Here is a 7,265-nt window from a genome sequence, read left to right as displayed (position 1 = left end):
TTATATGCCACAAAAAATGATGGCAAAATATTATCTTTTGATATAAATAGCGTCCGATGGGCTAAAAACTACCCATTTCATTAGACCATCCGTTTTTATTTGAAAATAGATTTAGGACAGGATTTACTAATCTTTCGCAACATTTATGTCCCCGGGCAGGCATGATAAAATAGAGGTAGAAAGGATAGATAAAGGAGGTTTTGAAGATGAAGATACTGCTGAAAATATTGGTCGCTCCCTTTGCTTTAGCGTTGTCCCTTCTGGCGGCTCTGCTGGTGTTCCTGTTTGATATTTGTGCCGTCCTGCTGACGATTGCCTCTGTGATTCTGGTGGTGCTGGGTGTCGTTCTCTTTTTCACGCCGACGCCCATAGGCGGGATTGTATTTCTGTTTCTTGCCTTCCTTCTTTCGCCGTATGGACTGCAAGCGGCGGCGGGCTCCCTTCTTTGGGCGCTGGATGGGCCGCCCCTTTCTCATGGAAAGGAGGGATGATTTTTGGCTACCACAACTTTGTTACAGCGCCATGCGGGCGAAGGCGAAACGATTGCTGAGGCAATCCGGGATTGTCTGGACTATGGCAAGGACCCGGAGAAAACAGAAAGCGGAAAGTACATCTCCGCTTATGAATGTGATCCGGCCACCGTGGCGGACGAGTTCCTTTTGGCAAAGGCCAGCTATGCCGCCATGACGGGGCGGGAACAGAAAAAAGAAAATGATGTGCTGTGCTATCAGATACGGCAATTCTTCTATCCGGGCGAGGTTCCCCCGAAGGAGGCAAAGCGTATCGGCTATGAACTGGCTATGCGCTGGACGAAGGGGCGGCACGCTTTTATCGTTACCACGCACACCGATAAGCAGCACATCCATTGTCACATTTATTACAACTCCACCACCCTTGACTGCACCCGGAAATTCCGAAACTTTTGGGGCTCCAGCTTCGCCCTTCGGCGGCTCTCTGACAGGCTGTGCCTTGAAAACGGGCTGTCCATTGTAGAGAACCCGAAGCCCCGGAGCAAGGGCAAGTATCGGAATTATGGAGAATGGCAGAAAGAACGAAAAGGGCCGCTTTCCTATCAGGACAGACTGCGCCTTGCCATTGATACTGCGCTGGCGGAACGCCCCGCTGATCTGGACGAATTTCTCAATCTGATGAAGCGGGCCGGATATGAGGTCAAGAAGGTTCGGGGCGGCGGTATCAGCTTCCGGCTGACCGGGCAGGGACAGGAACGCTTCACCCGTCTGCGCGCCTCCACGCTGGGGGACGGCTACGACTTGCAAGATGTTCTGGCCGCCATTGAGGGCAAAGAAAAACGCCCCGGGCACTCGGAGCGGAAAATCAGTCTGGCGGTGGATATTCAAGCGAAGCTGGCTGCCGGTAAGGGGCCGGGATATGAACGCTGGGCGAAGGTATTTAACATTAAGCAGATGGCTGCTGCCCTTGCCTATATACAGGACAATGGCCTGACCGATTATGAGCAGTTGGCACAGAAAGCCACCGAGGCAGCAGACCGTTTTCATGCCATTTCCGAGCAGATCAAGCAGACGGAACAGGCCATGAAAACCAATGCCGGGCTAAAGGCCGCAACGGTTCAGTATGCCAAAACCCGTCCGGTCTTTGAGCAGTATAAGGCGACGAAGTACAGCCGGAAATTCCTTGCGGAGCATGAGGCCGACCTTGAACTGTACCGGGCTGCACAAGCGGAAATGCGCTCTCTGCTGGGCGGGGCGAAGCTCCCTAAAATGGATGTGCTGAAGGAAGAAGGCCGTAAGCTCACAGCAAAGAAAAAACAGCTCTATGGAGAATACCAGAAGGCACGACGGGATATGCAGGAGATCGTCACGATCAAGGCGAACATTGACACTTTGATGGGCTACACCGAGCCGGGCAGAAAGCATGAAAAGGAGCGTTGAGATTATGAAAACAAGGAGCAAAGCGACGCTGACACTTCGGGCCATGTTGGCCCGAAGATACGGGTTTGGGGCGAGCCCCAACAAGCCGCCTTTGTGCCACTTGTGGTCACAGAGGCATTGCTTGCCATTTAGCGACACCCCCAAAATAGCACAAAAAAACAGAGGCTCTTATTTCTGAACCTCCGTTTCTCTGGCTTTCTTGAGCCCTTCGGCTGTGGCCTCCATGACAACTAGCTCCTTTTCATTCATGGAGTTGAGAAGTACATCAATGTGCTTTCTGCAACTGTGCTCGTCCCGCTGTTCTTCCCGGTAGAAAAACTGGTCTACGGAAATATCGAACATGGTAACGAGTTTGAAAAATAAATTGAAGCTGGGATGTTGTCCCTTATTTTCAATATTCATAATCGTGCGGTCTGTCTTGCCGACCAGCTCCGCCACATAGGCCTGTGTCCAGCCTCTTTCTTCTCTAGCTTGTTTGATTGCCAGCCCGAGCCCATGAAAGTCAAAACTGATTTCATCTTGGTTCATTCTCATATCACCCTATATCATTGTACATTTCGGGTTGAATTATGAGAATGTAATGAAATTTGATGTTAAGTAGTATTTTATTTCGCTGTCAGATAGCCACATGATTGAATATAGCAAACGATTGTGATAAAGTTGATACGAATATGCCATAAAATTATATTCTGCAAATTGATCAATGTTAAAGAGAGGTATTTTATATGAATTACACAATTCTAATAGTTGATGACGATATGGCTATCAATGATATGCTTGTTAAATATCTTCGGAAAAATGGTTATATAACATATTCTGCTTATTCAGGAACAGAAGCCCTTCTTTTTCTTGAAAAGCAAAAAGTTAATCTGATTATTTTGGATTTAATGCTTCCCGGTCTTTCTGGCGAACAAGTTTTAGCAGAAATAAAGAAAACAAAAAATGTACCTGTAATCGGTCTATCTGCAAAAGAAGATTCTAAAAGTAAAATTTTCTTATTGAAAAACGGTGCTGATGATTATATAACGAAACCCTTCGATATAGAAGAACTACTTGCAAGGATTGAAACGATTTTGCGACGGATTTATGAAAATCAATATACATCAAATTCCTTGTTATGTTGTGGCGATTTAAATTTAGATACAATAGGAATGGAGGCCACTCTAAAAAATCAAAAATTGCCCCTTACAAAAAATGAGTTTGCTATATTGAAAATGCTTATGGAACATCCGCAACAAGTATTTACGAAAGATATGATTTATGAGCAATTATGGAATGAAACTTTAGAGGGAACTGAAAATGCTATCAATGTTCATATCAGCAACTTACGCAAAAAAATTGCTGCAATAGATAATAGTAAATCATATATTAAAACGGTTTGGGGAATTGGGTTTAAGATGGACATATAATCTTTATGAAATCCTTAGATTTAGAAAATAATTTACTTAAACTTATCCCTTACACTAAAACCACAAGGAGGGATATATCATGGAATATATATTAAGAACGAACACAGTATCTAAAAAATACACAAATTATTATGCTGTTGATAAAGTATCCATTTCTATTAAAAAAGGCGAAATATATGGCTTGATTGGAGAAAATGGTGCTGGTAAGTCTACTTTAATGAAAATGATTGCAGGTTTGGTTGAACCATCAGAAGGCTCTATTGAACTATTTGGAAATTTTGTTCCCCAGACCGAGCGTTATCGTATTGGTTGTGTAATTGAATCTCCGGCACTTTATGCAGAATTAACCGCAAAACAAAATTTGGAAGTATTTAGAAAAGCATATGGACTGTCAAGCAAAGAATCTGTACAGCAAATTTTAAAGCAGGTGGGTCTGTCACAATATGAAAATAAAATTGTCAAAAAATTTTCATTAGGTATGAAACAGCGTTTAGCCATTGGCATTGCCTTGTTGGGAAATCCTGATTTTCTGATTCTTGATGAACCTATTAATGGCTTAGATCCGACTGGAATACAAGATATGAGGAATTTCTTATTAAAACTAAATAGGGAAGAACATATTACTATTATGATTTCCAGTCATATCTTGGGGGAATTGTCAAAAATTGCAACGAAATACGGCATTATTAAAAATGGCAAGCTGATTGAAGAAATCACTGCAAAAGAATTAAATGAAAAATGTCAATGTTGTTTAAAAATTAAGGCATCAGATACTGCACAGGCCGCTATTTTAATAGAGAAAAATCTCCATACTAAAAACTACGAAATTCTTTCCGATAATAATATTCGGATTTTTGAATATGTAGACAATCCCGGAATTGTAAACTCCTTACTGGTTAATCATGGAATTTCTGTTGATGAATGTACTGTAACAAAGGAGTCACTGGAAGATTACTTTAATGAAAAAATGAGAGGAGGCATAGTCAATGCTTAATTTAATTAGAGCTGATTTTTATAAAGCAATACATGGAAAAGTCTTGAAAGTATGTTTTCTTATGATGACAGGATGGATATTCTTATGTGCTTATGCACAAAAAGCAACGATTGGCATGAGGGAATATTTGGTAGGTACAGAAGTTTCTGCAAATTACTGGGATTCTTTTTTTAATTATTACCCGGTTGTATTCCCTTTGATTATTTTTTGCAGCTACTATTTCTCAAATGATTTTCGTCAAGGGACTGTAAAACATTATATAGAAAAAGGTCTGTCACGATGGAGTTACTTCTTATCAAAATTGGTAATTGGCTGGAGTGTATCATTCTTTTTTTTGGTGTCTGCCTTTTTAATTGGTTTGTTATGTAATAAAATTTTTTTTGGAATAAGCGGTCTTACTTTTACAAGCATTAGCAATATAGTGTCCTACATATTCTGTGAGGCATTATATCATATGGCTGTATCAACGCTCGCAATTTCACTTGTTTTTCTCATAAGAAACAGTTCAGTTAGCATGGCAGTTAATGCTTTGCTTATATTTTTTGGTTATCTGGTTCTTCATGGATTGGAAAGTATTTTGGGCTTAGGATATAACATCACAATTTTTGGGGCAATTAGTAATATCAATAAAACAAGAATAGATATGGCAGTTCAATGGCTTCCAACCGCAATTATCATTTTCTTTGCCTATATGATTATATTTGGTGGAGTTATAGGAACAATTTTCAAGAAAAGAGATATTACATAATGCAGGGAGGGATAATGTTATGAGTGTGGTACTTCAAATATATGCTATCATTGTGACACTATCTCTTATTATTGTTTTATCATTTTACTTGTTTCATCGTAGGGAGGTAACCCGGTTAAGCCAGAAATTGCAAACACTTTTACATTCATTTACCCATGCGGAATTGACATTAGATTTTCCTTCTTCCGATATAACCGATCTTGTAAATGCTTTAAATGAATTGCTTCGAGTTTACCACAAACAAGTATATTCATTACAAAAAAAGGATGAGGCAATCAAAGAAACAATTACAAATTTAGCTCATGATCTTAGAACACCTGTGACTGCTATTCAAGGATATACCCAAATGCTTCTACAATCGCCGGAGTTGTCCGAGGAAGATTTAGATGCAGCAGCTGTTATAAACGAAAGATTGAATGTTTTAAATCAGTTACTAAATCAGTTGTTTGAATTTGCACGAATAGAAGCTGATGAAATGGAATTTTCTTATACTACATTTGATTTAAATGCTGTTTTACGCTCTGTTGCAGTTTCCTTTTTTAAATCTTTTGAGGAACGCAAAATAATTCCAGCATTAAGTATTGCAGAGATTTCTTTTCCATTTTATGGAGATGAAAAAGCAGTAACCAGAATTTTTGAAAATATCATTTCTAATGCCTTGTCACATGGGAAAAGTGATTATCATTTTTCATCTTATGATGATAATGAAAATTACCATTTTTCTTTTCAGAATTTTACAGACAGCATAAATGAATCTGATATAGACAAAATATTTAATCGTTTTTATACAACAGATTTATCCCGTTCCCGCAAAACAACCGGTTTGGGTCTCACAATAGCAAAGAATTTAACAGTAAAAATGGGCGGTTCTATCAGTGCTTCTCTAAATAATAATGTTTTTGAAATTGTAGTGTGCTTTCCTAAGCAAAAAGGATAAAAAACTGATGAGCCTGCTTTGGTGGTTAAAAAAAACCGCTTATAAAGTAGGTGTATTACATTGCTTATTCACATAAAAAACTTGATGGCGGTTTCAAAGCCGCCATTTTTCGTGCAAATAATATTCTAACACAAACATGGTGGCGTAGGAGGATGCCGTCATGTCTGCGTTAGTGATTCACAATACCCATGAGTTACATCAGTTAAAAAAAGCCTTGCCCCTCCTCCGGGGTATTCTGGTTACTTATATGAAAAATATTATCATGTAAACGACAGTTCTATTTCATGCGTCCGTATGGCTTCATGCCGTCCGGGCGTTTTTCTGTTTTTATGGGGCTGGACTTCGGGTCATACTGGCCCGAAGTCCAGCCCCGGTGCCGTTCCCCGCCGGTTTCGTTTCGGTCACTTGTCAACCAACAACCGAAACGGAGGTCTATATGGCTATTATCAATTTGCGGGACTATTACCCATTCTATACATCAGATTGTTTTATGGAAGTATCAGAGGAAGTTGCTGAAATGTTCAAGGAATTTGACCGGAAAGAGGCGGCTTACCGTCTGCGTACCTACCGCCATAAAGCCTACTACTCCCTTGATCGGGATGATGGGCTGGAGCATGAAGCGGTATTTGTTTCTCTTTCTCCCCATGAACTGTATGAACGCAAGATTTCCATGCAGGAACTTCACGCAGCCATTTCCAGTCTGCCTGATAAACAGGCAAAACGGATTTATGCTCATTTCATTCTTGGCATGACAAAAAGGGATATTGCCCGGGCTGAGGGCGCGGATGAAAAGGTGGTTCGTGTGGCGATTGAGCGGGGACTGAAGAACTTAGAAAAATATTTAAAAAAATTTTTGTAAGGCGTACCGTTTTTGCCTCAAAAATGAAAAGGCTTATGAAAGGCAACAGAACTTCGGGTCACAGTGGCCCGAGGTTCCCATAAGCCTTCTGCACCTTGCTACGAAAATAAAACTCGTAGCAAAAAACTGAACCTTGACAACAAATGTTTTTAACAATTATGAAAGCATCACTATAAAGCAGTCACAGTATTGGCTGCCTGTAGTGAGATATTGATCGTATTTAAGAAAGGCTAGCTTTGAGCTTCCACATGATAGCCATGCTTTTCCGATTCCCGTATATAACGAGAAAGCTGTTTTTGTTCACAGTGCTTACGTCTTGTTTCAAAACAGGATTAGGACGTTTTTTATATACCTCAAAATACAGGAAAAACAATTTTCTCGTATTTATTAAGAAATTTTTTAAAAATT

Annotated in this window: 8 protein-coding genes; 7 read left to right on the top strand and 1 reads right to left on the bottom strand. The window is 40.2% G+C overall.

The features are described from left to right. Window positions 1-206: 206 nt before the first annotated feature. Complete coding sequence (locus tag AB5Z12_RS20420; protein ID WP_368368768.1) at window positions 207-491, top strand: CD1845 family protein; 285 nt, start codon at window positions 207-209, stop codon at window positions 489-491. Between the two features lie 3 nt (window positions 492-494). Further along, entirely contained in the window at window positions 495-1,910 is a 1,416-nt protein-coding gene (locus AB5Z12_RS20415) for a relaxase/mobilization nuclease domain-containing protein (protein ID WP_368368767.1), read from the top strand. 168 nt (window positions 1,911-2,078) lie between these two features. Here the strand turns inward: AB5Z12_RS20415 and AB5Z12_RS20410 are convergent, their stop codons facing one another. Further along, a complete protein-coding gene (locus AB5Z12_RS20410) occupies window positions 2,079-2,444 on the bottom strand; it encodes a helix-turn-helix domain-containing protein (RefSeq protein ID WP_368368766.1) in 366 nt (121 codons plus the stop codon). A 191-nt stretch (window positions 2,445-2,635) separates the two neighbouring features. Here AB5Z12_RS20410 and AB5Z12_RS20405 point away from each other — a divergent pair, with 191 nt between their 5' ends. The 5 genes from AB5Z12_RS20405 to AB5Z12_RS20385 all read left to right on the top strand — a co-directional run bounded on the left by AB5Z12_RS20405 (window position 2,636) and on the right by AB5Z12_RS20385 (window position 6,857). After that, window positions 2,636-3,319 carry a response regulator transcription factor gene (locus tag AB5Z12_RS20405; protein WP_368368765.1) on the top strand — a complete coding sequence of 228 codons (684 nt, stop codon included), beginning with the start codon at window positions 2,636-2,638 and terminating at the stop codon, window positions 3,317-3,319. Window positions 3,320-3,398: 79 nt separating this feature from the next. Continuing rightward, window positions 3,399-4,313: an ATP-binding cassette domain-containing protein gene (locus AB5Z12_RS20400; RefSeq protein ID WP_117962351.1), complete on the top strand. Its 915-nt coding sequence runs from the start codon at window positions 3,399-3,401 to the stop codon at window positions 4,311-4,313. Next, the gene (locus tag AB5Z12_RS20395) at window positions 4,306-5,061 is read left to right on the top strand and encodes an ABC transporter permease (protein ID WP_368368764.1); all 756 of its coding nucleotides are present in this window, start codon (window positions 4,306-4,308) and stop codon (window positions 5,059-5,061) included. The genes AB5Z12_RS20400 and AB5Z12_RS20395 overlap by 8 nt, the downstream gene beginning before the upstream one ends. Window positions 5,062-5,080: 19 nt before the next feature. Further along, complete coding sequence (locus AB5Z12_RS20390) at window positions 5,081-5,998, top strand: cell wall metabolism sensor histidine kinase WalK (RefSeq protein ID WP_118611846.1); 918 nt, start codon at window positions 5,081-5,083, stop codon at window positions 5,996-5,998. 436 nt (window positions 5,999-6,434) lie between these two features. Continuing rightward, window positions 6,435-6,857 (top strand): RNA polymerase sigma factor, encoded by a 423-nt coding sequence (locus AB5Z12_RS20385; protein WP_368368763.1) that lies wholly within the window; start codon window positions 6,435-6,437, stop codon window positions 6,855-6,857. Window positions 6,858-7,265: the final 408 nt, after the last annotated feature.

Source organism: Ruminococcus sp. RTP21358st1_G6_RTP21358_211008, assembly GCF_040908885.1.
GTDB lineage: Bacteria > Bacillota > Clostridia > Lachnospirales > Lachnospiraceae > Blautia_A > Blautia_A faecis.
The sequence above is the reverse complement of the archived record's forward strand: the minus strand, read 5'-3'. Positions and strand labels throughout refer to the sequence as shown.